This is a genomic window from Streptococcus dysgalactiae subsp. dysgalactiae (genome assembly GCF_900459225.1).
GTDB lineage: Bacteria > Bacillota > Bacilli > Lactobacillales > Streptococcaceae > Streptococcus > Streptococcus dysgalactiae.
Window position 1 is genome coordinate 700,101 of the sequence record NZ_UHFH01000003.1, and the last position, 25,517, is coordinate 725,617.

Annotated in this window: 35 protein-coding genes and 2 pseudogenes; 29 read left to right on the plus strand and 8 right to left on the minus strand. The window is 38.3% G+C overall.

Features of this window, described 5'->3' with window-relative positions:
• Window positions 1-21 precede the first annotated feature (21 nt).
• The 3 genes and pseudogenes from DYD17_RS03810 (at window position 22) to DYD17_RS03820 (ending at window position 3,686) form a co-directional block, all read left to right on the plus strand.
• Window positions 22-1,587, plus strand: coding sequence for a zinc ABC transporter substrate-binding protein AdcA (locus DYD17_RS03810; RefSeq protein ID WP_003050086.1), 1,566 nt, complete (start codon window positions 22-24; stop codon window positions 1,585-1,587).
• Window positions 1,588-1,743: 156 nt separating this feature from the next.
• A pseudogene (locus tag DYD17_RS03815) lies at window positions 1,744-2,467 on the plus strand (GntR family transcriptional regulator).
• 19 nt (window positions 2,468-2,486) lie between these two features.
• A complete protein-coding gene (locus tag DYD17_RS03820; protein ID WP_115252757.1) occupies window positions 2,487-3,686 on the plus strand; it encodes an SIS domain-containing protein in 1,200 nt (399 codons plus the stop codon).
• 95 nt (window positions 3,687-3,781) lie between these two features.
• On the opposite strand, the gene DYD17_RS03825 is transcribed toward DYD17_RS03820, so the two are convergent.
• The 4 genes and pseudogenes from DYD17_RS03825 to yghU all read right to left on the minus strand — a co-directional run bounded on the left by DYD17_RS03825 (window position 3,782) and on the right by yghU (window position 6,400).
• Window positions 3,782-4,042 (minus strand): type B 50S ribosomal protein L31, encoded by a 261-nt coding sequence (locus tag DYD17_RS03825; protein ID WP_002985307.1) that lies wholly within the window; start codon window positions 4,040-4,042, stop codon window positions 3,782-3,784.
• A 115-nt stretch (window positions 4,043-4,157) separates the two neighbouring features.
• The gene (locus DYD17_RS03830; RefSeq protein WP_115246482.1) at window positions 4,158-5,099 is read right to left on the minus strand and encodes a DHH family phosphoesterase; all 942 of its coding nucleotides are present in this window, start codon (window positions 5,097-5,099) and stop codon (window positions 4,158-4,160) included.
• Window positions 5,100-5,104: 5 nt separating this feature from the next.
• Window positions 5,105-5,536, minus strand: coding sequence for a GNAT family N-acetyltransferase (locus tag DYD17_RS03835; protein WP_115252758.1), 432 nt, complete (start codon window positions 5,534-5,536; stop codon window positions 5,105-5,107).
• Between the two features lie 84 nt (window positions 5,537-5,620).
• Window positions 5,621-6,400, minus strand: a pseudogene (gene yghU, locus DYD17_RS03840) (glutathione-dependent disulfide-bond oxidoreductase).
• Between the two features lie 251 nt (window positions 6,401-6,651).
• On the opposite strand from yghU, the gene add reads away from it, so the two are divergent.
• From add to rplS, 5 genes are all read left to right on the plus strand, one after another.
• Window positions 6,652-7,671, plus strand: a complete 1,020-nt coding sequence (gene add, locus DYD17_RS03845; RefSeq protein ID WP_115252759.1) for an adenosine deaminase — start codon at window positions 6,652-6,654, stop codon at window positions 7,669-7,671.
• A 67-nt stretch (window positions 7,672-7,738) separates the two neighbouring features.
• Window positions 7,739-8,188, plus strand: a complete 450-nt coding sequence (locus tag DYD17_RS03850; RefSeq protein WP_003056802.1) for a flavodoxin — start codon at window positions 7,739-7,741, stop codon at window positions 8,186-8,188.
• A gap of 175 nt (window positions 8,189-8,363) precedes the next feature.
• A complete protein-coding gene (locus tag DYD17_RS03855; protein ID WP_115252760.1) occupies window positions 8,364-8,648 on the plus strand; it encodes a chorismate mutase in 285 nt (94 codons plus the stop codon).
• Window positions 8,641-9,903, plus strand: a complete 1,263-nt coding sequence (locus tag DYD17_RS03860; RefSeq protein WP_115252761.1) for a voltage-gated chloride channel family protein — start codon at window positions 8,641-8,643, stop codon at window positions 9,901-9,903. Before DYD17_RS03855 ends, DYD17_RS03860 begins: the two co-directional genes overlap by 8 nt.
• A gap of 114 nt (window positions 9,904-10,017) precedes the next feature.
• Window positions 10,018-10,365, plus strand: coding sequence for a 50S ribosomal protein L19 (rplS, locus tag DYD17_RS03865; RefSeq protein ID WP_002985298.1), 348 nt, complete (start codon window positions 10,018-10,020; stop codon window positions 10,363-10,365).
• Between the two features lie 239 nt (window positions 10,366-10,604).
• Here the strand turns inward: rplS and DYD17_RS03870 are convergent, their stop codons facing one another.
• The 4 genes from DYD17_RS03870 to DYD17_RS03885 all read right to left on the minus strand — a co-directional run bounded on the left by DYD17_RS03870 (window position 10,605) and on the right by DYD17_RS03885 (window position 13,052).
• Complete coding sequence (locus DYD17_RS03870; RefSeq protein ID WP_111685702.1) at window positions 10,605-11,681, minus strand: tyrosine-type recombinase/integrase; 1,077 nt, start codon at window positions 11,679-11,681, stop codon at window positions 10,605-10,607.
• A 118-nt stretch (window positions 11,682-11,799) separates the two neighbouring features.
• The gene (locus tag DYD17_RS03875) at window positions 11,800-12,321 is read right to left on the minus strand and encodes a hypothetical protein (protein ID WP_023612337.1); all 522 of its coding nucleotides are present in this window, start codon (window positions 12,319-12,321) and stop codon (window positions 11,800-11,802) included.
• A 10-nt stretch (window positions 12,322-12,331) separates the two neighbouring features.
• Window positions 12,332-12,709, minus strand: coding sequence for an ImmA/IrrE family metallo-endopeptidase (locus DYD17_RS03880; protein ID WP_030126053.1), 378 nt, complete (start codon window positions 12,707-12,709; stop codon window positions 12,332-12,334).
• Window positions 12,693-13,052, minus strand: a complete 360-nt coding sequence (locus DYD17_RS03885; RefSeq protein WP_023611288.1) for a helix-turn-helix domain-containing protein — start codon at window positions 13,050-13,052, stop codon at window positions 12,693-12,695. The genes DYD17_RS03880 and DYD17_RS03885 overlap by 17 nt, the downstream gene beginning before the upstream one ends.
• Window positions 13,053-13,239: 187 nt before the next feature.
• On the opposite strand from DYD17_RS03885, the gene DYD17_RS03890 reads away from it, so the two are divergent.
• From DYD17_RS03890 to DYD17_RS03985, 21 genes are all read left to right on the plus strand, one after another.
• Entirely contained in the window at window positions 13,240-13,458 is a 219-nt protein-coding gene (locus tag DYD17_RS03890; protein ID WP_023612341.1) for a helix-turn-helix domain-containing protein, read from the plus strand.
• 97 nt (window positions 13,459-13,555) lie between these two features.
• Window positions 13,556-13,786, plus strand: a complete 231-nt coding sequence (locus DYD17_RS03895; protein WP_023612302.1) for a hypothetical protein — start codon at window positions 13,556-13,558, stop codon at window positions 13,784-13,786.
• Window positions 13,770-13,913, plus strand: coding sequence for a hypothetical protein (locus DYD17_RS10940; protein ID WP_164492191.1), 144 nt, complete (start codon window positions 13,770-13,772; stop codon window positions 13,911-13,913). Before DYD17_RS03895 ends, DYD17_RS10940 begins: the two co-directional genes overlap by 17 nt.
• Window positions 13,914-13,922: 9 nt before the next feature.
• A complete protein-coding gene (locus tag DYD17_RS03900; protein WP_023612348.1) occupies window positions 13,923-14,141 on the plus strand; it encodes a hypothetical protein in 219 nt (72 codons plus the stop codon).
• Between the two features lies 1 nt (window position 14,142).
• Entirely contained in the window at window positions 14,143-14,385 is a 243-nt protein-coding gene (locus tag DYD17_RS03905) for a hypothetical protein (protein ID WP_003056170.1), read from the plus strand.
• A complete protein-coding gene (locus DYD17_RS03910; protein ID WP_030127673.1) occupies window positions 14,369-15,688 on the plus strand; it encodes an AAA family ATPase in 1,320 nt (439 codons plus the stop codon). Before DYD17_RS03905 ends, DYD17_RS03910 begins: the two co-directional genes overlap by 17 nt.
• 14 nt (window positions 15,689-15,702) lie before the next feature.
• Window positions 15,703-16,797, plus strand: a complete 1,095-nt coding sequence (locus DYD17_RS03915; protein WP_115276343.1) for an ATP-binding protein — start codon at window positions 15,703-15,705, stop codon at window positions 16,795-16,797.
• A 39-nt stretch (window positions 16,798-16,836) separates the two neighbouring features.
• A complete protein-coding gene (locus DYD17_RS03920) occupies window positions 16,837-17,259 on the plus strand; it encodes a hypothetical protein (RefSeq protein WP_115276344.1) in 423 nt (140 codons plus the stop codon).
• 1 nt (window position 17,260) lies between these two features.
• Window positions 17,261-17,995: a hypothetical protein gene (locus DYD17_RS03925; protein ID WP_115276345.1), complete on the plus strand. Its 735-nt coding sequence runs from the start codon at window positions 17,261-17,263 to the stop codon at window positions 17,993-17,995.
• Between the two features lie 21 nt (window positions 17,996-18,016).
• Window positions 18,017-18,658 carry a hypothetical protein gene (locus DYD17_RS03930; RefSeq protein WP_115276346.1) on the plus strand — a complete coding sequence of 214 codons (642 nt, stop codon included), beginning with the start codon at window positions 18,017-18,019 and terminating at the stop codon, window positions 18,656-18,658.
• Entirely contained in the window at window positions 18,658-20,241 is a 1,584-nt protein-coding gene (locus tag DYD17_RS03935; RefSeq protein ID WP_115276347.1) for a DEAD/DEAH box helicase, read from the plus strand. The genes DYD17_RS03930 and DYD17_RS03935 overlap by 1 nt, the downstream gene beginning before the upstream one ends.
• A 12-nt stretch (window positions 20,242-20,253) precedes the next feature.
• Window positions 20,254-22,497, plus strand: coding sequence for an AAA family ATPase (locus DYD17_RS03940; protein WP_115276348.1), 2,244 nt, complete (start codon window positions 20,254-20,256; stop codon window positions 22,495-22,497).
• A 291-nt stretch (window positions 22,498-22,788) separates the two neighbouring features.
• A complete protein-coding gene (locus DYD17_RS03945; RefSeq protein WP_003059078.1) occupies window positions 22,789-22,971 on the plus strand; it encodes a hypothetical protein in 183 nt (60 codons plus the stop codon).
• A complete protein-coding gene (locus DYD17_RS03950) occupies window positions 22,964-23,359 on the plus strand; it encodes a RusA family crossover junction endodeoxyribonuclease (protein WP_023612320.1) in 396 nt (131 codons plus the stop codon). Before DYD17_RS03945 ends, DYD17_RS03950 begins: the two co-directional genes overlap by 8 nt.
• The gene (locus tag DYD17_RS03955) at window positions 23,356-23,580 is read left to right on the plus strand and encodes a hypothetical protein (RefSeq protein ID WP_023612313.1); all 225 of its coding nucleotides are present in this window, start codon (window positions 23,356-23,358) and stop codon (window positions 23,578-23,580) included. Before DYD17_RS03950 ends, DYD17_RS03955 begins: the two co-directional genes overlap by 4 nt.
• 2 nt (window positions 23,581-23,582) lie before the next feature.
• The gene (locus tag DYD17_RS03960) at window positions 23,583-23,768 is read left to right on the plus strand and encodes a hypothetical protein (protein ID WP_023612326.1); all 186 of its coding nucleotides are present in this window, start codon (window positions 23,583-23,585) and stop codon (window positions 23,766-23,768) included.
• A complete protein-coding gene (locus tag DYD17_RS03965) occupies window positions 23,765-24,148 on the plus strand; it encodes a YopX family protein (RefSeq protein ID WP_115276349.1) in 384 nt (127 codons plus the stop codon). Before DYD17_RS03960 ends, DYD17_RS03965 begins: the two co-directional genes overlap by 4 nt.
• Complete coding sequence (locus DYD17_RS03970) at window positions 24,145-24,414, plus strand: hypothetical protein (RefSeq protein ID WP_115276350.1); 270 nt, start codon at window positions 24,145-24,147, stop codon at window positions 24,412-24,414. Before DYD17_RS03965 ends, DYD17_RS03970 begins: the two co-directional genes overlap by 4 nt.
• A gap of 3 nt (window positions 24,415-24,417) precedes the next feature.
• The gene (locus tag DYD17_RS03975) at window positions 24,418-24,645 is read left to right on the plus strand and encodes a hypothetical protein (protein ID WP_115276351.1); all 228 of its coding nucleotides are present in this window, start codon (window positions 24,418-24,420) and stop codon (window positions 24,643-24,645) included.
• A gap of 3 nt (window positions 24,646-24,648) precedes the next feature.
• A complete protein-coding gene (locus tag DYD17_RS03980; protein WP_115276352.1) occupies window positions 24,649-25,131 on the plus strand; it encodes a class I SAM-dependent methyltransferase in 483 nt (160 codons plus the stop codon).
• 2 nt (window positions 25,132-25,133) lie between these two features.
• Window positions 25,134-25,469: a hypothetical protein gene (locus tag DYD17_RS03985; RefSeq protein ID WP_115276353.1), complete on the plus strand. Its 336-nt coding sequence runs from the start codon at window positions 25,134-25,136 to the stop codon at window positions 25,467-25,469.
• Window positions 25,470-25,517 lie beyond the last annotated feature (48 nt).

The following is a 25,517-nucleotide window of genomic DNA, read 5'->3' on the forward strand; positions in this document are numbered from 1 at the left end:
GTTAATTACAAAGGAGGAATCATGAAGAAGAAAATTCTTTTAATGATTAGTTTAATCGGTGTGTTTTTTGCTTGGCAACTTAGCCAAGCAAAACAAGTGTTAGCAGAGGGTAAAGTTAAGGTTGTCACAACTTTCTACCCTGTCTACGAATTTACAAAAGGTGTTATTGGTAAAGATGGCGATGTGTCACTATTGATAAAGGCAGGAACAGAGCCTCATGATTTTGAACCTTCAACCAAAGACATTAAAAAAATTCAAGATGCAGATGCGTTCGTTTATATGGACGACAACATGGAAACATGGATTTCTGATGTTAAAAAATCATTGAAATCTAAAAAAGTAACTATTGTTAAAGGAACTGGTAACATGCTACTTGTAGCAGGTGCTGGTCACGACCATGACCATGAACACGGTCATGATCACGAGGAGGCTGATAAAGAGCATGATCATGACGAACATGGCGAAGAAGAGCACAGCCATGCCTTTGACCCACATGTGTGGTTGTCACCATACCGTAGCATTACGGTTGTTGAAAATATTCGCGACAGTCTTTCAAAAGCTTATCCAGAAAAAGCTGATGACTTTAAAGCGAATGCAGCGGCTTATATTGAAAAACTAAAAGACCTTGACAAGGACTACACAACAGCCCTTTCAGATGCAAAACAAAAGAGCTTTGTCACTCAACATGCTGCTTTTGGCTACATGGCACTTGACTATGGCTTGAACCAAATTGCGATTAATGGTGTCACACCAGATGCAGAACCATCAGCAAAACGTATTGCAGCTTTATCAAAATACGTTAAGAAATATGGCGTAAAATACATTTATTTTGAGGAAAATGCTTCAAACAAGGTAGCTAAAACGTTAGCTAAGGAAGCAGGAGTTAAAACAGCTGTTCTTAGTCCTCTTGAAGGCTTAACAGAAAAAGAAATGAAAGCTGGCGAAGATTACTTTACAGTCATGCGCAAAAATCTTGAAACATTACGCTTGACGACTGATGTTGCCGGTAAAGAAATCCTTCCAGAAGAAGATACCACTAAGACAGTGTATAATGGTTACTTCAAAGATAAAGACGTCAAAGACCGTAAATTATCTGACTGGTCTGGTAACTGGCAGTCTGTTTACCCATACCTTCAAGATGGCACTTTAGACCAAGTTTGGGATTACAAGGCTAAAAAATCTAAAGGTAAAATGACAGCAGCTGAATACAAAGATTACTACACTACTGGTTACAAAACTGATGTAGAGCAAATCAACATTAATGGTAAGAAAAACACCATGACATTTGTGCGAAATGGTGAAAAGAAAACTTTTACTTACAAATATGCTGGTAAAGAAATCTTGACTTATCCAAAAGGAAATCGTGGGGTTCGTTTCATGTTTGAAGCTAAAGAAGCAGATGCTGGCGAATTCAAGTATGTCCAATTTAGTGACCATGCCATTGCTCCTGAAAAAGCAGAGCATTTCCACTTGTATTGGGGTGGTGATAGCCAAGAAAAATTACATAAAGAGTTAGAACATTGGCCAACTTACTACGGTTCAGACTTATCTGGTCGTGAAATTGCCCAAGAAATCAATGCTCATTAATGCTAAAAAAGCAAACCTAAGAAAGATTAGGTTTGCTTTTTGTTTTCTTTCTTTTATTTTTGATCAAAAAAGTTTAATATTTATAAATATTTGCTGGACTAAGTCTTATTATTATAATATACTTGAGGTGGTTATAACAAGCTAGAGGTGAATAGGATGCCAAAAGAACAACCACTCTATTTACAGATTGTTGATGCCCTAGAAGTTAAAATCAGAAAGAGCATGACAGCGAACGATAAGTTACTGTCAGAACGAGAGTTAAGCAACCTTTACGATGTTAGCCGCATCACGATTAGACTAGCTCTTAAAGAATTAGAACTGCGGGGCTTAATTTATAAAAAGCAGGGTAAGGGAACCTATGTTTCTGGTATCAAGGAACCCCCCACTGATTTATCAAGTACCTATAGCTTTACAGAGCAGATGAAAAAAATGGGAAAAATGCCTAAAAACAGAAATTCTTTCCTTTGAACGGTATCAAGTGACACCCTACTTATCTGGTCTCTTGGAGATAGATGTTGATACTGACGTTTTTGAATTAGAGCGTCTAAGGATTGCAGATGATATGCCTTTGATGTTTGAACGATCCTATATTCCTGCTCAGCTTTTTCACGGGTTAAGCATTGAGCACTTGAAGCGTAAGCCAATGTACGATTTATTTGCAGAGGATTACCAAGAAACTATTCGCCTAGCAGAAGAAGAGTTTTATGCTAGCATTGCCTTGGACTATGAAGCAGACCTTTTGGGAATCAAAAAAGGAGATCCTGTCTTACATATTATTCGTAAAACTTATAACGATAAAAATATTTTGATCGAATTTACTTTCAGTATTGCAAGAGCAGACCAGTTTAGGTATAGGGTGCAACATCACCCCAATGGATAAAGAAATGGGAGGTTAATACATGTTTACAAAATCGCAGGAAGCTTTGGAAGCTCTTGGTGCAGCTATTACTACCAAAGAAATCAAGCAACAACCAGCTTTGTGGCAAGACACCATGGCTTCTTTTGACGTAACAAAAGAAGCCCTAGTTTCTTTTTTAAGGGCAGTTTATGAAAGCGCTAACGGAAATAGAGTTCGTGTTATTTTTACAGGTGCAGGAACATCAGAATATGTTGGCAATACTATTTGTCCCTACTTGAATAGGGGAGGGAATCGGCAGCGCTATTTCTTTGATAGTATTGCTTCAACGGATCTGGTTGCGGCGCCAGAATATTATCTTGCTGAGGAAGAGACGGTACTATTAGTCTCCTTTGCTAGGAGTGGTAATAGCCCAGAAAGTGTGGCAGCTGTTAATCTGGTCAATCAACTGGTACCGAATAGTTATCATTTGACCATTACTTGTGCCAAAGATGGGGAGCTGGCGAAAAAAGCACAGCAAGATGATCATTCTTTTCTCTATTTAATGCCAGAAGCTGCCAATGATGCTGGTTTTGCCATGACAGGTAGCTTCACTTGCATGATGCTAGCAGCTCTTTTGATTTTCGATGATGCGACCGACTTATCTCAGAAGCAGTCTTATGTGGCTGATATGGTTTTTGCTGGACAAATTATTCTTGATCAAGAAGAACGGCTACAAGAGCTAGCTGATTTAGGATTTGAACGTCTAGTTTATCTGGGTTCAGCAAGTTTAGCTAACTTAACCCAGGAGGCTCAACTAAAAATGCTAGAATTGACTGCTGGTCAGGTTGCAACAGTTTATGAGTCTTCGATGGGATTTAGGCATGGGCCAAAGTCCTTTATTAACAAGGACACCTTGGTAATAGGATTTGTCAATAGTGATCCTTATGTTAGACAATATGATTTAGATATATTAGAAGAAGTTAGAGCAGATGGTATTGCTCTAAAAACCCTAGCCCTCTTGCAAGAAGGCACAACCAATTTTTCAGGGGATCAATTTTTATTGGAAGTTAGTCAGTTATTGCCTGATGCCTATCTTGCCTTTCCAATGATTTTAGTGGCACAAATGCTAGCTCTCTTGACAGCTATTACAGTAGGAAATCGTCCTGATACTCCATCTCCAACAGGTACAGTTAATCGTGTGGTCAAAGGGGTAACAATTCACCCTTATCCAATTAGTAGTCGTCAAAGTAATAAAGCTTAAAGTTTTTGTATAGAAGTCATCGGTTAAGTGATTTTGGTCTACTAGCTCAAAAGAAAAACCCTCCTGAAACAGGAAGGTTTTTCGTATTGTCTTGCTTATTTTGCTGCGTTTGCGTCTTTGAGACCGTATTTTTTGTTGAAGCGGTCCACGCGTCCATCTGCTTGAGTGAACTTTTGACGTCCTGTGTAGAATGGGTGTGAATCTGATGAAATTTCCACACGAATAAGTGGGTAAGTTTCACCTTCAAACTCAACGGTTTCTTTAGAAGCTTTTGTTGAGCCGCTAAGGAACTGGTAACCTGTAGTTGTATCAAGGAAAACAACTGGACGATAATCTGGATGAATGTCTTTTCTCATCTTAAAAAAATTCCTTTCTGCCATGACACATTCCGCATCATAGTTATTAACCATTCCATTTTAACAGAAGTTGAAAGACTTGACAAGCCTTTTCTCTGATTATTTCACAGAAAAACTAATTTCCCTGACAAACAGCAATCAATTCTTGGAAAATCGTTTGATTTTCTTCTAAAGTAGCTGAATTGGCTCCACTTGCAAGAGGATGGCCCCCACCGTCATGGCGCTTTGCGATACCGTTGATAACTTTTTCTTTACTGCGCATGCGAACGCGGTAGCTACCATCAGCTTGTTCAACGAAAATAGCCCAGGCCTTAACGATATCAATTTTACCTGGAGCTGAGACAATGGCAGAGCTTTCAGCTAAGGACACGTCAAAGGTTTTAAGGGTGTCTTGACTGAGAAGGACATAAGCAGCGCCGCTCTCATCAATTGTGAGATGATCAAAAACATAACCTTGTAGCTTTGCAATTTTAAAAGGGAAAGAATCCATTTGCCTAGATATAGCTGCAAAATCAAAATGGAAATGTCTAAGCTGGCTAGCAATGGTGAGGGTTTTACTGGTAGTTGATGCATAGAGGAAACGACCAGTATCCCCAACAATACCAGTGTATAAGAGACTAGCCGCCTTGTCAGAAATCATCAGGTTTTGACTAAAGGCAAAGTCTGCAATGATTTCACTAGCACTGGAAGCAGTTGTGTCCACATAATAGAAATCACCATAGATATCTTCATTTGGGTGATGATCAATTTTCATCAAACAGTTGCCATTCAGGTAACGGTCATCATCAATTCTTGGTCGATTAGCAGTATCAGTGACGATGACCAAGGCTTCCTTGTAATCCTCATCATCCACCTGATCCATTTGACTTATCCAAGTGAGACTGGGTTCGTCAACACCGGTCATCAAGACCTTTTTATCTGGGAAATTTTGCTTAATGATTTCTTTTAAGCCCGCCTGGCTCCCTAGAGCATCAGGGTCGGGATTTTGATGACGATGGATAATAATCGTCTGGTAAGCTTTAATGGTTTCTAGAATAGTTTCAAAAGTTGTTGTCATGTTTTTTAATCTTTCAGCATATCAAGGTGGGGAATATCATCTTCTAAATAAATTTCAGAGATTGGTTTAAAACCAAATGAGGCATAAAATTGTTCTAAGTAAGCCTGTGCCTGAGCATAAACGGGTAAATCTGGAAACTGATTCTCAGCTACCTCTAACGCTTTGGCGACCAAGTCACTACCAAGACCAGTTTTTCGAACGCGACTAGTCACTAAAACTCTCCCCAGTTTCAGTTGGTCTTTTGCGGGGATTAAGCGACAGTAAGCTGTGATACCAAGCTCATCTTTAGTAAAGAGGTGTAGGGCTTCTTTATCGAGATCATCCACTTCAGGGTAAGGACAGGCCTGTTCTACAATAAAGACAGCAACACGCTCCTTATAAATCGCAAAAAGCTCTTCTGTAGATAATTGGTCAAAAGGTTTTAGGGTCCACATCATCTTACTTCCTTCATTGTTGTCTTCTTTGTCTCATATTATAGCACAATCTTCTATGAAAATTGCCAAAAGCAGTCAAGAAAAAAATTAAGATATAGCTTGGTAGTTTGCAGCTAGTCCTCGATTCACAGCAGGACGTTTGGCGATAGTGTGGCTCCAAGCCTGTATATACTCGTAATGATTTACTTGAAGAAATAGCCCAGCCCTGTTCCAAAGCTTGTCTTGGGCTAATTGCCCATACCATGCCCAGATGGCAATATCGGCAATGGTATAGTTATTACTAGCAATGTAAGGTTTTTGATATAATTCTCTATCTAATAAATCAAGTTGGCGTTTAGCTTCCATAGCAAAGCAGTCAATAGGGTATTCTAATTTCTCCTTGGCGTAATGGAAAAAATGACCAAAGCCACCGCCCCAAAAGGGGGCAGCACCAGTCTGCCAAAATAACCAATCGAGGACTTCAGTACGCTCTTTGGGTGTTTGAGGGATCAGTTGATGGTGTTTATCAACAAGATAAAGCAAAATATGTGCCGATTCAAAGACACGGATGGGTTCTTCTCCTGATAAATCGAGCAGAGCAGGGATTTTAGCATTTGGGGTGATGCTTACAAAGTCACTGCCAACTTGTTCTCCTTTAGAGATATCAATACGAAACAAGTCGTAGTCAACTCTTGAAACACCTAATTCTTTTAACTCTTCAAACATAATAGTAGCTTTAATGCCATTTGGTGTTCCAGAGGATTAGAGTTGGTAAGGCTTCTTCCCTTTAGGTAAAATTTCCTCAAACCGGCTTCCTGCAGTGTCAGCGTTGAGTCCTGAAATGTGTCCTTTATTTTCCCAAATCTCGGGGATATAATAGCTTGTCATTTAAAAACCTTCTGTTCGCTTTTTCCTGTCGTCATCATAACAGAAACCCAAATGAAGCACAAAAATTTGCAACAAGTTATCTTTTTGAAAATAAGGTTCGGATTTTGTTTAATTTTTTGTGAAAACGAATTTTTCAGCCTTTCTAAAGTTTATAAAATACAGACATTACACCCGAAAATGTGACAGAAATTGCTTGCTTTTTCCTTTAGTTTTGGTATGATATTAAAAAAATCTTTACAAGGAGACCTGCTTTGGAAACAATAGACTTTAACACAATAGCTAAAACAGAATTGCATTGCCACCTTGATGGTTCTCTCTCCTTAGAGGTCATTCGTCAATTGGCAACCTTAGCGAATGTAACCTTACCCGAAGACGACGCTAGCTTAAAAACCTTGGTCACAGCTCCAGAAACCTGCGAGTCATTGATGGATTACCTTAAAACATTTGATGTCATAAGACCTCTTTTACAGACGCAAGAGGCCTTGGAATTAGCTGCTTATGACGTAATGAAGCAAGCGGCAGATGACCAAGTGATTTATATTGAGATTCGTTTTGCACCAGAATTGTCAATGGATCAAGGACTGACAGCTGTTGATGTTGTAGAGGCTGTGTTAACAGGTATTCAAAAAGGTCAAGAAGACTTTGGTGTTGTGGGCAAGGCTATTGTGTGTGGGCTTCGTCAATCGTCTCAAGCAGTGAGTCAAGCTATTTTTGACCAGGTGGTTTCTTTGGCGTCAAAAGGCTTAGTCGGTTTTGATTTTGCAGGTAATGAACTTGACTTCCCGCCAACTGTATTAGAAAGAATAATTAAGCAAACCAAAGAACGGGGTCTTCCTTTTACCTTGCATGCTGGAGAATGTGGCTGTCCTAACTATATTTCAGATGCTATTGATTTAGGTATCAAGCGCTTAGGGCATGTGACAGCTATTCATCATCAAAAAGAGTTGCTGTCTAAGTTTATTGAAAATGAGGTGACTGCAGAGCTCTGCCTGACTAGCAACCTCCAGACGAAAGCTGCGAGGTCGATAGCGGATTTTCCTTATTTAGAAATGAAGGCAGCAGGAGCTAAGTTGGCGATTAATACAGATAATCGCACGGTTTCTGATACCAATTTAATCAAAGAATACAAACTTTTTGCCCAACATTTCCAAACAGACGCAGCAGATTTTCTATTGCACAATCAAGATGCTATCAAGGCTAGTTTTGCCAGTCCGATTGAAAAAGCAGAGCTTCTGAATCGCCTTGAACAATCATATCAGCCTTATCTTTAAAGAATTAGTGCGTTTCCCTAAAAAGTGTGCTAAAATAAAAATAGTTTAGTAATTTTGGGAGGAATTTATGGCATTAGCAAAAATCGTTTATGCCAGCATGACAGGAAATACTGAAGAAATCGCTGATATCGTTGCAAATAAATTGCAAGAATTGGGCCATGATGTTGACATTGACGAGTGCACAACAGTTGACGCTTCAGAATTTGAGGATGCTGATATAGCAATCGTTGCGACTTATACTTATGGTGATGGTGATTTACCAGATGAAATTGTTGATTTTTACGAAGACCTACAAGATTTAGATTTAGAAGGTAAAATCTATGGCGTGGTTGGCTCTGGTGATACATTTTATGATTATTTCTGCAAGTCTGTAGATGACTTTTCAGAGCAATTTGCTCTTACTGGTGCAACCAAAGGTGCAGAGCCTGTCAAAGTAGATTTGGCAGCAGAAGATGAAGACATCGACCGTCTAGAAGCCTTTGCAGAACAACTCTCACAGGCTGTTAATAATCTATAAAACTATTTAGCAAAAATGTCAGGGGCTTCCTTGGCATTTTTAGCTTTTTAACCCAAAATAAAGGGAATGTCACTTCAGGGTAGGGATTGAAAAAAACTATCAGTTTCACCTTGCTTCTGATCCTTTTATTAACTATAATAAAAAGATACTCTAATACATCTAGAAAAGGAAAGTTATGCGTTTAGAAGAGATACGACAAGAAATCAATGGTATTGATCAACACTTGGTTGCCTTATTAGAAAAGCGGATGGCACTTGTAGAGCAAGTAACAGCTTATAAATTAGCTAATCAATTGACTGTCTTAGATCAGGAGAGGGAAGATCAGATCTTAGATATAATCTCTCGTCTCGTTAAAGACCAAGCATTTAAACCAGTTATTCATGAGACATTCAAAACTATTATGTCTCTTTCACGACAGTATCAAACGCAACACTTAACAGGTGGTGACACTAATGATTAAATCAATTGCAAGACTGCCTAAACCTTCCTTAAAAGAAGCGTTAGGACTAGTAGGATTAGCGCTTCCCATAGGAGGCGTGGTTGGAGTGGTTGATGTTATTTTTGGCAAAGGGCTTTTGTTTCTTTCCGGATATCGTGATCAACACCTGTTCTTGCTTCTTCCTTTTCTTTTTCTAGCAGGCCTTGTTATTGTTTTTCTTTACGATAAGTTAGGCAAAGAGGTTCGTCAAGGAATGGGATTGGTTTTTGAGGTAGGACATGGTCAAAAAGATAAGATTCCCCCTATTCTAATTCCTCTTATTTTGTTCTCGACTTGGGTGACCCACTTATTTGGAGCGAGTGCGGGTCGAGAAGGAGTAGCCGTTCAAATAGGAGCTACCATCTCTCATTATTGTCGGAGATTTGTGACTAGTCAAGAAGCCGCGCGACATCTTTTGATTATGGGGATGGCAGCCGGTTTTGCAGGGCTTTTTCAAACGCCAATTGCTGCTGTCGTATTCGCCCTTGAGGTTTTATTAGTAGGAACGCTTCGTTATTCCGCTTTATTGCCTTCCTTAGTTGCTGCTTACGTGGCTTCTTGGACTTCCCATGTCTTGGGATTAGAGAAATTTACGATTGTTCTTGAAGAAACACTTACCATAACTCCCGTCACATTGGTTAAATTAATTGGGTTAGGTCTTATTTTTGGTCTGGTGGGAAATAGTTTTGCCTATTTACTTGACTGGTTTAAACCTTACCTGAGTCAAAAACTACCAAATCCTTATTTCCGGATTGCTTTTATCGGTGCTTTGTTATCTATCTGTCTGATGATTGGTCACGTCGGAAGATACAGTGGTCTAGGAACTAATTTGATTGCGGCAGCTTTTTCTGGTCAAACTATCCTAACTTACGACTGGCTTCTAAAAATGATTGTGACGGTTATCAGCTTGTCAGCTGGCTTTCAAGGTGGTGAAGTGACACCTCTATTTGCTATTGGAGCTTCTTTAGGCATCATTTTGGCCCCTTACTTAGGTCTTCCTGTACTGTTAGTTGCTGCACTTGGTTACGCCACGGTATTCGGAAGTGCCACTAATACGTTCTGGGCCCCTATCTTTATTGGGATAGAGGTCTTTGGTCCAGAAAATGCCCTAGCATATTTTGTCACCTCGGCTGCGGCCTATATGGTCAGCCACAGACATTCCATTTACAGTTATCAAAAAGTGGTAATGACTAACTTAGAAGACATGACGGTAAATCAGGTGGAGTTAAAAAAATAGCTTTACAATAAAGAAGCTTTTTGTTAGAATAGAATTTGTGTGTAATGGACACACGAAAATTACGGCTAATCCGCTAAGACAAGTACTTAAGATTAGTAAGATAGGAGAATAAAAATGAATCCATTAATCCAAAGTTTGACAGAAGGTCAACTTCGCTCTGATATCCCTAACTTCCGTCCTGGTGATACTGTTCGCGTTCACGCAAAAGTTGTCGAAGGAACTCGCGAACGTATCCAGATCTTTGAAGGTGTTGTTATTTCACGTAAAGGTCAAGGGATTTCAGAAATGTACACTGTTCGTAAAATCTCAGGTGGTATCGGGGTAGAACGTACATTCCCAATCCATACACCACGTGTTGACAAAATTGAAGTTATCCGCCACGGTAAAGTCCGTCGTGCGAAACTTTACTACTTGCGTGCATTACAAGGTAAAGCTGCTCGTATTAAAGAAATCCGTCGTTAATCTGAATAAGAGTCGATGGAATGACAAAAGGCTAGAGTGTTCTAGTCTTTTGTCTTGTTTTATAGCGTTTATTGGAGAGATAGAAGTCATGTGAGCTTGGCAAAACAGGGCAAGTAGATGGCCTATTACGTTTAAAAAGAAGACAATAGGAACACCGAAAACAGTAGTTGCTGGTTCGATTCCGGCAGGGGTCATTATTGTCACCAAAAAAGCCTTTTGATGTAAAGGCTTTTTTATTACTAAATTATTTTTAGGGGCATAAAAGGGGCAGTTTGATTATTAATCAATTCTTTCATATTTACAGTTGTATGACTGTAAATTGATAATGTTGTGTTGGGGTCTGAATGGCCAACTCTGTCCATAATCGCTTTTAGTGGTATTCCTTTTTCGGCTAAAAACGAAATGTGTGAGTGTCTGAATAAGTGAGTATGATAGTTACCATAAATTTTCAGGCGCTTATTGATGTATGCGTTTAAAATTGGTAAACCTTTTGAATTTGGAAAAATAAATTCACTTACTTTATTTTGTCGATTGATGATTTCTAAAATGTTATCAGACACAGAAATTTTGCGAGTTGATTTTTTGGTCTTAGTAGTCGTGATTTCTTTAGTGTAAAAATCGTAAGTTGCGTTAATTAGAATTTCTTTATTTTCAAAATCTATCTTATCATAAGTCAAGCAAGCCAGTTCGCCATACCTTGCACCAGTCAGAAACATCAATAAAACGATGTCTGCGAGCTTTTGTTCGTTGTTGGCTATCATTCTACCACAGAGGTCATAAACTTCATCAGATGTTAAATAAAGTACCTTTTCAGGCATATATTCCTCTTTTGGCTTAGGTACTAAAACATTATCTGTCGGATTGCTTGTTAAATAGTCCATTTGGATTGCGTAAGACAAAATAGCGTGTAATCTTTTTCTGCATTTATGTGTAACATGGTACGAATGGTTTGTCAATAAGTTGTCAATAAGTTGTCTAATGTCGCGTTTAGTCAACTTGCTGATAATTGTATCATCTGGCAACACGGTTGCGATATGACCGTCTGAGACTAAATAACCACGCTTTGTAGAGTCTTTGACCGTTGGTATCCATTGATTTAAATATTCGCGCTTTAATTCACCATAGGTCATCTCAGAATGATCGCGAATAGCGAGTCTATCTTCAATCTTTTCTTTGATAATAATACTTGCTTTATTCTTAGCTTGATTACTATTCTTATCAAGTGTCACAGATACTTTTTTATATTTTCCGGTTAATGGATCTGTATAACGTTCGATAAATTTAAATTTTCCATTTAATAATTCTTCAATCCACATTTGTTTTATACCTCAATTTCTGTTAAAATGGGTATAAGAAAACGAGCCATTTAATGCTTGTTTCTTATACGGTTTGGCCTCACACTCAACGTTTGGCGATGGCGAGTGTGGGGCTTTTTTATTTGTCTAAAAGTAAGTAGCCGTCTATATAAATTAGAGGGACACTATTCTCGGAACCACTTGTTGTCGTATATTCATAAGATAATAAATATCTTCCATTGATAGTGATATTATCAGTTTCTAAAAGCTTAGTTTCTAGTCGCTTGGTTTCGATAAACAACATATACAAGTCCCCATTAGGGGTGTTTGCTAGAATTTTAGTATATTTATCTTTATCAGAGATTTGTATTATTTTTAAATTATCGATTCTAACTTTAAGGGAAAAGTACTTTTTAGGGTCTCTTAAAATTGTTTTGTAGTCATAAAATAGATACTCCTCTGATTTGTAGTTATCTGTTGTTACTTTGTCAATCTTAGATATTAGAGTGTCAAAGTATTCTTTTTCGCTCATATCTCCAGATACTTTACTAGTATCCGATGATAGAGTTTTTGATGTTGTATCTTTTTTTGAGCCACCAGAGCAAGCTCCGAGACATACTATTAAGACTGATAAGGTAAACAAATATACTATTTTTTTCACAATAAATCCCCTAGATTAATTTTTTGAATTCGTCTTGTATTATCTCTTGCCCCCACGTCGTTGATATTTGATATGTCGTGGCAAACTGCAACCAATTAAAATCAACAACATCATGAGATGACAAGTAATTCTTTATCAATTCCCTAATCATAAATCTATCGGCTTGGTTTTCGTATTTTAGTAGCAATCTTTGATACTGTTTAGGGTCATGTTCAAGATGACCTAACTCGTGTAAAATAACTTTTTCTTTTTCTATTTGTGATAGATTTTGATTAATGTAGATTATCCGCTTGTCTGGATAGTAAAACCCTTTTCTGTCCCACATCGCTTCAGGGAACTCGAATAACTTGATATTGTACTGACTAAGTATCTCATTTATCTTCACCATTCCCCACTCCTAAAGACAATTTAATAATAGCTTCGATTTTTTCTACGTCTGTGTCAGATAAAGGTTTTCCGTCAAACATCACAACACGTTCACGGAGATTGGATAGGTCAATAGTTTGTGTCGGAGAGTTTTTAGGTGTCACCCCAATGATATGTTCTGGTGTCGTCCCTAAAGCCTTCGCAAATAAGTTGGCTCTATCTAGCGGAAATTTTCTTGCTTTATTAAAGTATAATGATACACCTGATTTTGACATGCCGACTTTTCTAGATAATTCACTTATCGAGAGATTTTTCTCTTTTCTGATATTATCCATCAAGTCAATTATTTCATCGTTTGTTCGCATTTTTTCGCCTTTCTTTTATTGACTATCTAAATTATACCACCGTTCTCAAAAAAGCACAATCGTTCTCACGGAAAAACTTTTTTATTTTTTTTAGATAAAAGTGTTGACAATAAAGAACGATATTGATATACTTAGATTGTTCTTTTAAGAGAACGAAATAAAAAGACAAAACAGAAGAGGGGGAAATATGGCAGTAGATTATTTACGTGTTAAAGCGGAGCGTATCGCCAAAGGCTACACACAAGACTACATGGCTAAGCAACTAGGATGGTCTGACCGAGCTAGATACGCAAAACGCGAGAACGGATTCGTATCTTTTGATGCTGATGAGTTAGCAAAAGTAGCTGAAATTTTAGGCATTTCAAAAGATGATATTGGAATTTTTTTTACATACAACGTTCACTAAAAAGAACGATTTGTTGGTTTTAGCCGCAAAAAAAACGACTGCGGGAACAGTCGCTAACTAAATTAATTTACTTAATTATACCATGAAAGGAAACAATATGCTAGCGAAATTAAAAAGCGGTATTGAAGTACCTTACGAAGAATTATGGATGGATGATAATGATTTAGCTGAATTTATTGGAAAGTCATTTGATCAAACGCAGCGATTACTAAGAAAGATGTACAAAGACAGAAATTACCGTAAGTACATTGACAAGGTTGGTGGTCGTTCGACAAAAGTTAAAAAATTTGAAGAATGGAGAAAAACACAAAATGAAAAGCTTATTTAACTTTATTTTCGCAAAACCAAAAAAACAAGAAGAAAAACCAAAATGGACGATTGAAAACAACGGTTGGGAAGCCAATGCGCGTAGATATAACCAGTTGCACGGTTTGCCTGGCAAGCAGATTTGGTAGGAGGAAAGAATGGAACAACAACTAATTAATGATAACGAATTTTTGCGAGACGAAAATCGCAGGTTAAATAATGAATTGGCGGAACATTATTTTGTAGTTACAGCTAAAGCCAATTTATTAGATGTCATTATTGCCAGTGGTTTTATCTTGCAAAGTACGATAGATAAATGTATAGCCGAATTGGATGAAATTGATCAAATGGAACTTAGAAAGGTATGGAATAAATAGTATGAGATTAGCAAAGCAAAAAATTGGAGCTCAACAAAATGGATATGGCCGCATTGGATGTGATATTGAAATTTATAATGAAATTGCTGAAATTGCAGATAAATGTGGATATACCCTGACGAGCTTAACAAATGCTCTTTTAGGTTATGCTTTAGAGAATAGCGAGCTCACAGCAGAAACAAAAACAGTTGAAGTTTTTAAATTTACTATAGGAAACGAGGATTTCGATAATGGTAACAATTAATAAATTGGAAATTGAAAACGTTAAGCGTATTAAAGCGGTAAAGATTGAGCCGTCGGCAACTGGCTTGACTATTGTTGGTGGAAACAATAACCAAGGGAAAACAAGCGTTCTAGACGCAATTGCTTGGGCACTAGGCGGCAATAAATACAAACCTAGCCAAGCAACGCGAGAAGGGTCTATGGTGCCGCCTACGCTTAAAATCACCATGTCTAATGGACTTATTGTTGAACGGAAAGGTAAAAACGCCAGCCTTAAAGTCATTGATCCAAACGGTCAAAAAGGCGGACAACAACTACTAGATAGCTTTGTTGAAGAGTTAGCTATTAACTTACCAAAGTTTATGGATGGAACACCAAAAGAGAAAGCAGATGTCTTGCTTGAAATTATTGGTGTCGGTGATCAATTAGCTGAATTAGAATTCAAAGAAAAAGAAATCTATAATCAACGTCATGCTATCGGTGTTATAGCGGACCAAAAAGAAAAGTTTGCTAAGGAGATGACATATTATCCTGACGCACCTAAACAACTGGTAAGTATTTCTGAGCTTATCCAACAACAACAAGCTATCTTAGCCAAGAACGGAGAGAATGCTCAAAAGCGTCAAAATGTAGAACGTATCCGCTATGATTATGATCAATCTATCTTGGAAGTTGACCGCTTACGCAAGTTATTAGCAGATGCAGAAGCTAAGACGAATAAGTTAAGCGAGGATTTAAAAATAGCAAATACTGACGCTATGGATTTACATGATGAATCAACAGCAGAAATCGAGGCAAATATCGCCGATATCGACGAAGTCAACCGTAAAGTTCGCGCTAACTTTGATAAAGATAAGGCAGAGGAAGACGCTAAGCAGCAACGTGATCAGTACAACACATTGACTAATGAGATTGAGGTTATTCGCCAGCAGAAACGAGATTTATTGACTAATGCAGACTTGCCACTTGAGGGGCTTACCGTTGATGATGGCAAACTGCTGTATCTTGGCCAGGAGTGGGACAACATGTCAGGAAGTCAACAACTTATGGTAGCCACTGCCATTGTACGAAAACTTAAACCAGAGTGTGACTTCGTTTTGATTGATAAACTCGAACAAATGGATAACATCACACTTACACAGTTTGGCCAATGGCTAGAGCAAGAAGGATTGCAAGCTATCGCAACCAGAGTTTCAACCGGTGAAGAGTGCGCGATAATTATCGAGGACGGCTACTCCGTGGAAAATAAGGCTCATAATTTTGAAACTGCAGCAGCAGGTGGTTTTGCCGAAACAGTAGCACCCGCTTGGCAAGGTGGATTTTAGAAAGGAGAATATCAATGCAAATCACAAGAGGAAAACGTGCACGGGCTCAACGTGTGGTCATCTATGGCCCTGAAGGAATCGGAAAATCTAGCTTTGCAGCACAATTTCCAGAGCCTCTGTTTATTGATACAGAAGGATCAACAGATAACATGGATGTGGCACGATTAGATAAACCAACAAGCTACACTATGCTAAAGAATCAAATTGCATGGATTAAAGCGAATCCAACATGTTGCAAGACACTGGTCATTGACACAATCGATTGGGCAGAAAGCTTAATCGTTGATGATGTCTGTGCGCAACATGGCAAGAAAGGTATAGAGGACTTTGGTTGGGGCAATGGTTATACCTACACAAAAGAGGAAGTAGGTCGATTCTTGAATATGCTCCAAGAACTGATTGAACTCGGTATCAACATTGTATTAACTGCCCATGCGCAAATGAGAAAATTTGAACAACCTGACGAGATGGGAGCTTACGACCGTTGGGAGTTGAAACTTGGTAAAAAGACAAGCTCACAGACGGCGCCACTTGTCAAAGAATGGGCTGATATGGTTTTGTTTGCAAACTACAAAACAGTAGTCATGACATCTGATACCAAAAAGAAGAAAGCTACTGGCGGACAACGTGTGCTATACACGCAGCACCACCCAGCGTGGGATGCAAAAAACCGTCATGGGTTACCAGACGAAATGCCTCTTGACTATGCAGGAATCGCACACATATTCACACAAGCACAAAGTCAACTCGCGGCAGAAACAGCGCCAATTCAGCAAACAGTACCTACTCAATCAGCACACGAAAACGCACATGAGCATCGGACAACACCTCAACAACAACCACTTCCAAAAAATGAAACAGGTCAACAAGTGGTATATCCATCATCATTGCCACAAGCTTTAACTGACTTAATGATGTCCGAAAAAGTCACACCAGACGAGTTAGTAGCAGTAGCAAATATTCGAGGACACTTCCCACCACTGACACCTATTGAAAATTTTCCACCAGATTATTGGAGCATGATTGTAGCAAATTGGGGAGCCACACTGGAAGTTATTAAAACCCAAGTCCGAACAATGGAACCACCCTTTACAGTGGAAGGCTCATAGATTTTGGGAATTAGAAATAATATCGAGGTATAACAAAACATGGATAAAACAATCAAATTAGATTTATCAGCTATTGGAGAAGGGGGCTTACAAGAAAAAGTGGATAAGGAACTTGAAAAAGTTTTTGACAATATCCTAGATCCAAATACTGATATTAAAACAAAACGAAAATTGACCATCACTCTCACTATGGTCCCAGATGAAACACGAGAAGTCATTAGTACATCAATGGAAGTTAAGTCATCCTTGGCGCCACAAACAGGTGTAGCCACCACTGTGCTTGTCGGTCAAAAAGATGGCAAAGTGTATGCTAACGAACTTAAAAGTAAAATCCCTGGTCAAACATATTTTGACGAAGAAGCAACATTACGAACAGATATCGGGCAGCCGATTGATGACCTTGAAAGAGGTATTAACGAAGATGTTATTGATTTTAATAAACAAAAGAAAGTAGGTAACTAATATGTCAGAAAATATCAAAGAAGCTTTGGAATATGCAGTAAAAATAGCCAACAAAATGCCTGAGACTATAATTGGCAATGACGGCAAAGAGTATTATGATCGCAACAAATATTCTTTGGTTGAACTTAAAACTAAGTATTATCCAAAAACATTGAATTTAAACACGCTTGACAGTTTAATTGATTATCTTAAATCAGATATGAACAATATTAATTCCAAGCGTCTTATGGTCATTGTAGAAGGCCCTCGTGAAGTTATTGTTTGCGAAGAAGATGATGATGACCTTAATCGAAATGTGTTAGTAACTGTGGAGGCAATTATTCCAAATGTTCAATTTGGCCGCTATGATTCACCTTCTGATTTTAATATTAGTCTGCAATCATTATTTGTTAACGCTGACGATCGTAACACAGTTATTGAATTCGCTAGTGCATTAAAAATCGAAAATGGCTCAGAAATTGTTGATGATGGCATTGGTCAAACTGCCACAATTAAACAAGGTGTGGCAAGCCTTGCAAAAGCTAAGGCGCCAAACCCAGTTACATTACGTCCATACCGCACATTTTCTGAAGTAGAACAACCTTCAAGTGAGTTCATTTTCCGCATTAATCAACTTGCTAATATGGCTTTGTTTGAAGCAGACGGTGGAAAGTGGCGCTTAGATGCTATCAATAATATTGCTAACTACTTAAAAGAAGAACTTGCTGATCAAACTAACATTACAATTTTAGCTTAATAGAAAATAGGAGAAATAAAAATGACTGAATACAATAACAACTTTGACCGTGAATTGGGATGGGATGATGAAATTACACAAGACAGTGTAGGTTTTGTTCAATTAGCGCCTGGTGATTATCAATTTACAGTAACTAATATGGAGCGTGCTCGTCACACACCTAATCCGCAGAGTCCAGGAAAATTACCAGCGTGTAACAAGGCGGTCGTTACGATTCAAATCGAAACATCAGAAGGAATCGCGCAATTAACTCATAACTTATTCCTACATACTACAACAGAAGGTATGCTATCAGCTTTCTTTGGTGCTATTGGTCAAAAGAAACATGGGGAACCACTTAAAATGAACTGGAATACCGTCATCGGAGCTAAGGGTGTTGCTCGTATTAATAAACGTAAAGGCACCGGCGATTATGCTGATCGCGAATACGATAACATCAAATCTATGATTTACGCTGATGAAGTTGATTGGACAAAAGTCTTAAATAAAGATGTCGCGCAACCACAGCAAATGACACCTCAACAATCTGCTCAACCTACATATCAGGGACAACAGGCACAAGGCACTAATTTTGCACCTCAACAACAACCAGCAACGCAGTCATATCAACAAGGTCAAATGCAAACACCTCAACAACCTCAAGGCGGATGGGGAGGATTCTAATGCAGCTTAGACCTTACCAAGAAGAGGCAAGGTCAGCAGTGCAACACGAGTGGGAAGACGGCAAGAAGAGAACTCTTCTTGTCCTTCCAACTGGTTGCGGTAAAACTATTGTCTTTTCGAAAATTATCGAAGACCGTGTAAGGCTCGGAGAGAGAGTTTTGGTTCTGGCTCATAGGTCTGAACTTTTAGAACAGGCTAGTGATAAATTGATGACAGCAACTGGATTAGGGACAGCATTAGAAAAAGCAGAGAATACTTCTTTAGGGTCATGGTTCAGGGTTGTAGTTGGATCAGTTCAAACGATGCAGAGAGAGAAGCGTTTGAGTAAGTTTCCTACAAATCATTTTGACACAATTATTATTGATGAAGCCCATCATGCTATCTCTGACGGTTACCAAAGAGTTTTGCAACATTTTGATAGTAGCAATGTTTTGGGGGTTACAGCGACACCAGATCGTGGTGACAAACAAAATCTAGGTAAATATTTCGATAGTTTAGCTTATGAATATTCTTTGGTAGATGCCATCAAATCTGGTTATCTATCTAAAATTACCGCGGTTACTATCCCGTTGACTTTGGACCTATCCACAGTTAGTCAGCAAGCTGGAGATTTTAAAGCAAGTGAGATCGGGACGGCGCTTGACCCGTACCTAGAACAAATTGCCGATGAAATGGTGAAGCAATGTGCAAACCGTAAAACAGTTGTATTTCTTCCACTTGTTAAAACTTCCCAAAAATTCCGTGATATTCTAAACCAAAAAGGATTCAAAGCAGCAGAGGTCAATGGAGAATCGAAAGACCGTGCTGAAGTCCTAGAAGACTTTGATAATGATAAATATAATGTACTATGCAATTCAATGCTTTTAACTGAAGGATGGGATTGCCCGACAGTCGATTGCGTAGTTGTACTAAGACCAACCAAAGTTAGAGCTCTATATAGTCAAATGGTAGGACGTGGCACGCGATTAGCGCCGGGGAAAGAAAATCTACTGTTATTAGATTTTTTATGGCATACCGAACGCCATGAACTTTGTCGTCCTGCTCATCTAATTGCAAAGACACCAGAAGTTGCTCAAAAAATGGTCGATAACATGACCGAGGAAACTGAAGTAGCCTTTGAATTGTTAGAAGCTGAAGAAGTAGCTAGCAAAGATGTTGTCGCAGAACGAGAAGAAGCACTCGCCAAGCAGTTAGCAGAAATGCGTAAGCGTAAACGTGCATTAGTTGATCCGTTGCAATTTGAAATGTCTATCAATGCTGAGGACTTAGTAGACTATGTGCCAGAATTCGGATGGGAAATGGCTCCTGTTTCTGATAAACAAAAGAACGCTTTAGAAAAATTTGGTATTTTTACCGACGACATTGGAAATGCCGGTAAAGCTACTAAGTTATTGGAGCGATTGGCCAAGAGGAGAGAAACTGGCCTAACAACACCTAAACAAATCAGAATGCTAGAACGATACGGATTTAAAAACGTTGGAATGTGGAAATTTGAAGTAGCATCAAACATGATTAACCGCATTGCTGCTAGCGGATGGCGCTTACCAAAAGGCATCAATGCTCGAGAATACCAACCTGAGTAATGAAAGGATAACATGGCAGAGAATGATTTTAATTTGCTACCGTTGCTGGATTATATCAATCCTGCCACGGTGGATTATCATACATGGGTCCAAGTAGGAATGGCCCTAAAACACGAAGGATATACTGCTATGGATTGGGACATTTGGTCACAGTCTGACAGTAGATACAAAAAGGGTGAATGTTTCGCTAAATGGGATAGTTTTCAAGGCAATGGACTTGGGACTGTCACTGGTGCAACTATCACACAGTTAGCGAAAGAAAACGGGTGGACATCTGACTACCGTACGAGTGATGAAGCCCACGAGCTTGATTGGGATAGCACTATTGATCGTGACTATAAAATTATTGACAAGAACTGGATCGAAGCAAAAGAAATTAGAGAACCTACTAACTGGTCACCTGTTCACGATTTGATTACTTACATCAACACTCTTTTTGAATCGACTGACAAAGTCGGATATGTGACAGAAACATACCCGATTGAAACAGATAAGGGCATTATCTATAAACCAACAAAAGGAGCCTATGACAGGACAGCTGGTCAGCTTATCCAAGAATTACAAAAAAATCCTAATGACATTGGTGCTGTCCTCGGTGACTATAAAGAAGAAGCTGGGGCATGGATACGATTTAACCCTTTAGATGGCAATGGCGTCAAGAACGACAATGTAACAGACTTTAGGTATGCCTTGGTTGAATCCGACAGCATGGAACTTGGTAAGCAGTATGCTTTATTTAAAGAACTAGAATTGCCGATAGCGGCATTGGTCCATAGCGGTAAAAAATCATTACATGCTATTGTCAAAGTAGATGCTCGTGATTATCAGGAGTACCGCAAACGTGTTGATTACATCTATCAAATCTGTAAGAAAAACGGTCTTGATATTGACACACAGAATCGTAATCCAAGTCGTCTATCACGAATGCCAGGTATTATGCGAAACGGTCACAAGCAATTTTTGATTGATACAAATATTGGTAAAACCAATTATGAAGAATGGTATCAATGGATTGAAGATTTAAATGATGATTTACCAGAGCCTGAAACGCTAGCTGATGAATGGGATAATTTGCCAGAGCTGGCTCCTGAATTAATTAAAGGAGTGTTACGCCAAGGACATAAAATGCTAATTGCAGGACCATCAAAAGCCGGTAAGTCATTTGCATTGATTGAGTTATCTATTGCTTTGGCTGAGGGGCAGAAATGGCTGGGTTGGCAATGTGAACAAGGGAAAGTCCTCTATGTCAATTTGGAACTGGACAGACCATCAGCTTTGCATCGCTTCAAAGATGTTTATGATGCGATGGGATTACCTCCTACTAATGTGGCAAATATTGACATTTGGAACCTCCGTGGGAAAACAGTACCAATGGATAAGTTAGCACCTAAACTTATCAGACGCTCACTGAAGAAAAATTACCAAGCGGTTATTATCGACCCTATTTATAAAGTGCTCACTGGTGATGAAAACAGTGCTGATCAGATGGCCCATTTTACAAATCAATTTGATAAGGTAGCCACGGAACTTGGATGTAGCGTAATTTACTGCCACCACCATTCTAAAGGAAGTCAAGGTGGTAAAAAGTCCATGGACAGGGCAAGTGGTTCTGGAGTATTTGCTCGTGATCCTGATGCATTGATTGATTTAGTAGAGCTTGAGCTTAGCGATGATTTGATTAAGGTTCGTGCTGATAAGGCTGCCAATAAAATCTATCAACGTGCTTTGCAAGAGCGAAATCTAGGCTACTACCAACAATATGTTAGCCTTGACGATTTGGAAAGTAATGCACAGATGAGACAACACTTTGAAAAAGCGATTAGTGATGTCCTAGTACGTAAAATTTACACAGACGAAATCAAGCAGGCTGTCCACGCTATCAACATTAGCACAGGCTGGCGAGTTGAAGGAACTTTACGTGAATTTGCTAAATTTCAGCCGGTCAACATGTGGTTTAGTTATCCAGTGCACGAAGTTGATACAACTGGTGTGTTGGCAGATATACAACTGGAGGAAAGTAAGCCGAACTGGCAGAAAGCTAAGGAAGGTAGAAAGTCAAAAAAAGAAAAGGCAGAGGAACGTAAGCAAAAAATAGATACAGCCTACAGTGCTCTATTTGATGGCTTCACACCCGTTTCATTATCAGAGTTGCAAGAGTATCTGGATTCTACCGAAAAAACAGTTCGAAATCATCTCAAAGAGCATGGTGGTTTTGATATTAAAAACGGAATTGTCTATCAGAAAAAAACAGAATAGGGAAAGAAAATAACAGAAAATTTTCCCTGTAAAAAACAGAGAATTTTATGTTATTTTCCCTTCCTAAATCCTGTAAAAAACATAAATTTTCCCTTTTTCTAAATCCTGTAAAAAACAGAGAATTTTATGTTATTTTCCGGAAAAAGACACGCTATAACTCTTATCAGAGTTATTAAAAGTGTTTTTCCTTCGTCAAAAGTCAAAGAAAAAGGAAGGTTTGGCGTTAGACTTCGCCAAAACCATTCCTTTCTCATCTTTGACAAAGCGCGTAGATTAAGAAAGGAATAAAAAATGCAAATTGAATTTTTTAAAAATGGTAAAAGTGATATTGAGTTGGAATATTTAAAAAATGAAGTTAACGGTTTTATAAACGACCTGCGAGAAGATGGTATTAAATGTTTAGATATCCAATTCATTTTTGATGAAGATGAGATCATCGTATTTGTTAAATATGAGGGCTTAATCGATGATTGATTTCTTTATCCCGATGAAGAAAATCCCAACTACTACACACCAACAAAAGAAGGTCCGTGTGGTAAACGGTAAACCACAATTCTACGAACCGGATTCGCTGAAGGAAGCTCGTGCCATGTTTATGAGTAAATTTGCACCCCATGCTCCTGAGAAAAAAATGACCGGTCCATTACGACTCACTGTCAAATGGTTATTCCCGAAAATCAAAAAATCAGTAGACGGACAATATAAAGATACTAAACCCGACACAGATAATTTGAACAAGTTACCTAAAGATTGTATGACTGCATTGGGATTTTGGAATGATGATGCGCAGGTTGCTTCGGAAATTATTGAGAAGTTCTGGGCTGATACAGTAGGAATATACGTAAAGGTGGAAGAGTTATGAAAATTGATTATATTAATTTTTTTGAACGAGTGGTTCCTGACTGGATGAGAGAGAGTAATGTCAAAATGCAAGAAGTTGGATTTAATACTGAAGCTTATTGGATATGGGCCAACCAGTCAATTGTTACGATTTGCGAAACTTATGGTAACGACTCATTAATTAATGGTCAATTTCATCTTATTTGGGAGTGGCTTGAAAGTAAAACAAAAGAAAGTAGTTAAAAATGGTAAAACACGTTGTTAGAGTTTACAACAAAGGTATTACAGCGACTTACGCGATCTATGACAAAAACCTGTTTCAGGAGCATGAGTTTGTAACAAAAATAGAAGCAATGCAGTTTATTAGACGGCTAGAGTTAGCTAATGATAAGCGAGCGACAGAATATTTTATGAGAGAGGTAGACGAATGATACCAAAATTTAGAGCGTATTTTGAGCAGTATAAGAGAATGATTTATTCCATAGGAATAGTAAACCAAAACATGATATTGGTAGACTTCCATGATACAGGTGACACAGAGTCATTATTTATTACAGATAGAATTCATGTTATGCAATCAACAGGCTTGTTTGATAAAAACGGCGTTGAAATTTTTGAGGGAGACGTCGTGAAATTACAATATACAATTACTAGTGATTTTGAACTTTTTGAAGTACGTCAATTTAGAGGAGGGATGTGGCGAATTGACAATAGACGACGCGGATCAGATTTGTGGTTAAGAAACGAGGACTGCGAAGTTATCGGGAATATATATCAGAACAGCGACCTGCTAGAAAGTGTGGAAGAATGACAGAAGAACAGATGATTGATTGCTTGCTTTATGAGTTAGCAAAAAAAGACAAAGCAATCGAGAAGAAAGACATCATTATTGCTGTACTGAAAGTCATGCTGTGTCTCGTGTTTGTTTTTGGCATCGCACTACAAAACCACCACAAACCGCAAATCACTGGTTTGCAGTCGCAATTACGCAGGACACAAAAGCAGCTTAAACGTGCTAGCGAGCAAAATCAGAGACAGACAAAGCGGATTGCGGAATTGACTGGGAATTGGGGATAAGGGATGAACTGGAAACATGCTTATTTAAAACCAAACAAAAATGGATTATTACAATGGCACGGGGATATACCTGAATATGATAAAGAACTAGTAATTTATACGCAAGGGTACTTTTCTATTGATATTTTTATTTTTGAAGATGACGGTAATGCTGAATTAGAAGAAAATTTTTCAGCTGACGATTTCTATTGGTGTGAACTTGAAAAACCTGATACTGGAAATGGGGGGTAAAATATGCCAGACATCAAGATTTTAGATGCTTGTTGTGGAAGTCGCCTATTTTGGTTTGATAAAAACGAACCTCACACAACTTTTATGGACGTCAGACAAGAAAAATTTGAGATACACGGCAAAAAAATCAATGTCAACCCTGATGTAATTGGTGATTTTCGTGATATGCCTTTTGAAAGTAATAGCTTTAACCTTGTTGTCTTCGACCCACCACACTTAAAATATGTTGGACAAAACTCAATTATGAAAGCTCAGTATGGCCAACTTGATAAAGAAAACTGGAAAGAAGATATTTCAAAAGGTTTCGAAGAGTGTATGAGAGTTCTAAAAGTAGGAGGAACTTTAGTTTTTAAATGGTCTGATTGTCAGATAAATGTAAAGGAAGTTTTATCAGCAATACCATTTAAGCCATTATTTGGCCAGCAACGAGGAACAACTCACTGGATGACGTTTATGAAATTTGAATTGACTGGAAATGGGGGATGAGTATGTCGCTAATTGATGAAGTGAAACAATGTGGTTTAGAATCACATAAAAAATGGTTCGATAGATTTTTTAATGATTTAAAAATCGAGGATAAGATTAAACAATCTGCAATGAAAGGGTTCTCTGGTTATAGAATCCCTATCTCCAAAAACGATGAATACTTAGCTAGACGCCTTAACAGTCAAAAAACAATAGATTTACTAAAACAGCGGTTGGGAGGCGGCTTTGATGTTGAAATAAAAACGCTTGAATCATCATATAAATTGCTTGGTAAACCAGTTGTATTTAGCAGAGATTTATGTATTTTTTGGAGGATAGGAGATGAGGATGGACAATAACACAGCAGTTGTTTTGACACTATTAATACTATTTTTACCTTTTATTAT

Excerpts from the sequence above, each read along its gene's own strand:
- DYD17_RS03850 (WP_003056802.1), top strand. The coding sequence starts at position 7,739 with ATGGCATTAGCAAAAATCGTTTATGCCAGCATGACAGGAAATACTGAA.
- DYD17_RS03980 (WP_115276352.1), top strand. The coding sequence starts at position 24,649 with ATGCCAGACATCAAGATTTTAGATGCTTGTTGTGGAAGTCGCCTATTT.
- DYD17_RS03820 (WP_115252757.1), top strand. The coding sequence starts at position 2,487 with ATGTTTACAAAATCGCAGGAAGCTTTGGAAGCTCTTGGTGCAGCTATT.
- DYD17_RS03925 (WP_115276345.1), top strand. The coding sequence starts at position 17,261 with ATGTCAGAAAATATCAAAGAAGCTTTGGAATATGCAGTAAAAATAGCC.
- DYD17_RS03835 (WP_115252758.1), bottom strand. The coding sequence starts at position 5,536 with ATGATGTGGACCCTAAAACCTTTTGACCAATTATCTACAGAAGAGCTT.
- DYD17_RS03890 (WP_023612341.1), top strand. The coding sequence starts at position 13,240 with ATGGCAGTAGATTATTTACGTGTTAAAGCGGAGCGTATCGCCAAAGGC.
- DYD17_RS10940 (WP_164492191.1), top strand. The coding sequence starts at position 13,770 with ATGAAAAGCTTATTTAACTTTATTTTCGCAAAACCAAAAAAACAAGAA.
- DYD17_RS03855 (WP_115252760.1), top strand. The coding sequence starts at position 8,364 with ATGCGTTTAGAAGAGATACGACAAGAAATCAATGGTATTGATCAACAC.
- DYD17_RS03965 (WP_115276349.1), top strand. The coding sequence starts at position 23,765 with ATGATACCAAAATTTAGAGCGTATTTTGAGCAGTATAAGAGAATGATT.
- DYD17_RS03960 (WP_023612326.1), top strand. The coding sequence starts at position 23,583 with ATGGTAAAACACGTTGTTAGAGTTTACAACAAAGGTATTACAGCGACT.
- rplS (WP_002985298.1), top strand. The coding sequence starts at position 10,018 with ATGAATCCATTAATCCAAAGTTTGACAGAAGGTCAACTTCGCTCTGAT.
- DYD17_RS03885 (WP_023611288.1), bottom strand. The coding sequence starts at position 13,052 with ATGCGAACAAACGATGAAATAATTGACTTGATGGATAATATCAGAAAA.
- DYD17_RS03870 (WP_111685702.1), bottom strand. The coding sequence starts at position 11,681 with ATGTGGATTGAAGAATTATTAAATGGAAAATTTAAATTTATCGAACGT.
- DYD17_RS03940 (WP_115276348.1), top strand. The coding sequence starts at position 20,254 with ATGGCAGAGAATGATTTTAATTTGCTACCGTTGCTGGATTATATCAAT.
- DYD17_RS03895 (WP_023612302.1), top strand. The coding sequence starts at position 13,556 with ATGCTAGCGAAATTAAAAAGCGGTATTGAAGTACCTTACGAAGAATTA.
- DYD17_RS03935 (WP_115276347.1), top strand. The coding sequence starts at position 18,658 with ATGCAGCTTAGACCTTACCAAGAAGAGGCAAGGTCAGCAGTGCAACAC.
- DYD17_RS03900 (WP_023612348.1), top strand. The coding sequence starts at position 13,923 with ATGGAACAACAACTAATTAATGATAACGAATTTTTGCGAGACGAAAAT.
- DYD17_RS03950 (WP_023612320.1), top strand. The coding sequence starts at position 22,964 with ATGATTGATTTCTTTATCCCGATGAAGAAAATCCCAACTACTACACAC.
- DYD17_RS03825 (WP_002985307.1), bottom strand. The coding sequence starts at position 4,042 with ATGAGAAAAGACATTCATCCAGATTATCGTCCAGTTGTTTTCCTTGAT.
- DYD17_RS03880 (WP_030126053.1), bottom strand. The coding sequence starts at position 12,709 with ATGGTGAAGATAAATGAGATACTTAGTCAGTACAATATCAAGTTATTC.
- DYD17_RS03860 (WP_115252761.1), top strand. The coding sequence starts at position 8,641 with ATGATTAAATCAATTGCAAGACTGCCTAAACCTTCCTTAAAAGAAGCG.
- DYD17_RS03970 (WP_115276350.1), top strand. The coding sequence starts at position 24,145 with ATGACAGAAGAACAGATGATTGATTGCTTGCTTTATGAGTTAGCAAAA.
- DYD17_RS03905 (WP_003056170.1), top strand. The coding sequence starts at position 14,143 with ATGAGATTAGCAAAGCAAAAAATTGGAGCTCAACAAAATGGATATGGC.
- DYD17_RS03955 (WP_023612313.1), top strand. The coding sequence starts at position 23,356 with ATGAAAATTGATTATATTAATTTTTTTGAACGAGTGGTTCCTGACTGG.
- DYD17_RS03930 (WP_115276346.1), top strand. The coding sequence starts at position 18,017 with ATGACTGAATACAATAACAACTTTGACCGTGAATTGGGATGGGATGAT.
- DYD17_RS03985 (WP_115276353.1), top strand. The coding sequence starts at position 25,134 with ATGTCGCTAATTGATGAAGTGAAACAATGTGGTTTAGAATCACATAAA.
- DYD17_RS03945 (WP_003059078.1), top strand. The coding sequence starts at position 22,789 with ATGCAAATTGAATTTTTTAAAAATGGTAAAAGTGATATTGAGTTGGAA.
- DYD17_RS03920 (WP_115276344.1), top strand. The coding sequence starts at position 16,837 with ATGGATAAAACAATCAAATTAGATTTATCAGCTATTGGAGAAGGGGGC.
- DYD17_RS03975 (WP_115276351.1), top strand. The coding sequence starts at position 24,418 with ATGAACTGGAAACATGCTTATTTAAAACCAAACAAAAATGGATTATTA.
- DYD17_RS03915 (WP_115276343.1), top strand. The coding sequence starts at position 15,703 with ATGCAAATCACAAGAGGAAAACGTGCACGGGCTCAACGTGTGGTCATC.
- DYD17_RS03810 (WP_003050086.1), top strand. The coding sequence starts at position 22 with ATGAAGAAGAAAATTCTTTTAATGATTAGTTTAATCGGTGTGTTTTTT.
- DYD17_RS03830 (WP_115246482.1), bottom strand. The coding sequence starts at position 5,099 with ATGACAACAACTTTTGAAACTATTCTAGAAACCATTAAAGCTTACCAG.